The following is a 1,347-nucleotide window of genomic DNA, read 5'->3' on the forward strand; positions in this document are numbered from 1 at the left end:
GACCTTACCCGTCCGTCCGTCTCCCACCCCGCCCTGCCCGACGGCCCTGACTCCGGCAGCAATCGGACACCGTGGACCTTACCCGTCCGTCCGTCTCCCACCCCGCCCTGCCCGACGGCCCTGACTCCGGCAGCAATCGGACACCGTGCCAAGCTTTGCTCCATGCAGCTTTCCGCCGCCCCGTACGAAGAACGTCTCACCGCACCCAAGTCCTGGTGGCTGATCTCGTTCCTGGTCGGGCTCTCCATGGCCCTGATCCTTCTGCCGTTCGGCACGCTGCCCATGCTCGCGGGCCTGGTCGGCGGCACCGCCGCCGCGGCGGTCATGGCCAGCTCGTACGGCTCCATCCGCATCCGGATCGTGGGCGACTCGCTCATCGCGGGCGAGGCGAAGATTCCGCTGCGGGCGCTGGGCGAGGCGCATGTCCTGGACCCGGAGGAGGCGCGTGCCTGGCGCACCCACAAGGCCGACACCCGGGCCTTCCTCCTGCTGCGTGCCTACATCCCCAGGGCCCTGCGTGTGGAGGTCGTCGATCCCGATGACCCGACCCCGTACCTCTACCTGTCGACCCGTGAGCCGGAGCGGCTGGCGGAGGCGATCAGGGAGGCGAAGGCCTCGGCCTAGCACACCAGAGCGGGCCATCACCGGCCCGGTCAAAACTTGCCCTCCCCCTCGCAAAAACTTCACCGCACCTAGCGGAAGCAGCGTCGGCCGGCCTCTCGGAGGCCGGCCGATCAGCCTCCGAAGCACCGGTGGATCGACCTCGCAAAGACCCGTCGACCGCCCCCTCGAACTTTCGTCGACCGCCCCTGGAACCCCCGCCGGTCGCTCTCTGAAAGCCCCGCTGATCAACTCGCGCAGGCCCGTCCGACCAGCTCTCCAACCTCGCCGATCGGCCTCTGGAAGCCCCACCGGTCGCCCTCCGGAAGCCCCGGCCGATCAACTCGCGAAGGGCCCGTCCAACCAGCGCCTCGAACCCCGCCGACCGGCCCCTCGAAGCCCCACCGGTCGCCCTCCGGAGGCCCCCGCTGATCAACTCGCGAAGACCTCTTCGACCAGCGCCTCCAACCTCGCCGACCGGCCCCTCGAAGCCCCACCGGTAGCCCTCCGGAAGCCGCCGCTGATCAACTCGCGAAGGGCCCGCCCGACCAGCGCCTCCAACCTCGCCGATCGACCTCTGGAAGCCCCACCGGTCGCCCTCCGGAAGCCGCCGCTGATCAACTCGCGAAGGGCCCGTCCAACCAGCGCCTCGAACCCCGCCGACCGGCCCCTCGAAGCCCCACCGGTCGCCCTCCGGAGGCCCCCGCTGATCAACTCGCGAAGACCTCTTCGACCAGCGCCTCCAAC

General features: G+C 70.5%; 1 protein-coding gene. It reads left to right on the forward strand.

The window, feature by feature from the left end; genetic code table 11:
- The first annotated feature begins 162 nt into the window (after nt 1–162).
- Entirely contained in the window at nt 163–624 is a 462-nt protein-coding gene (locus tag EAO75_RS45490) for a DUF3093 domain-containing protein (RefSeq protein WP_148000969.1), read from the forward strand.
- Nucleotides 625–1,347: the final 723 nt, after the last annotated feature.

This window comes from Streptomyces sp. UW30 (assembly GCF_008042075.1).
Lineage (GTDB): Bacteria > Actinomycetota > Actinomycetes > Streptomycetales > Streptomycetaceae > Streptomyces.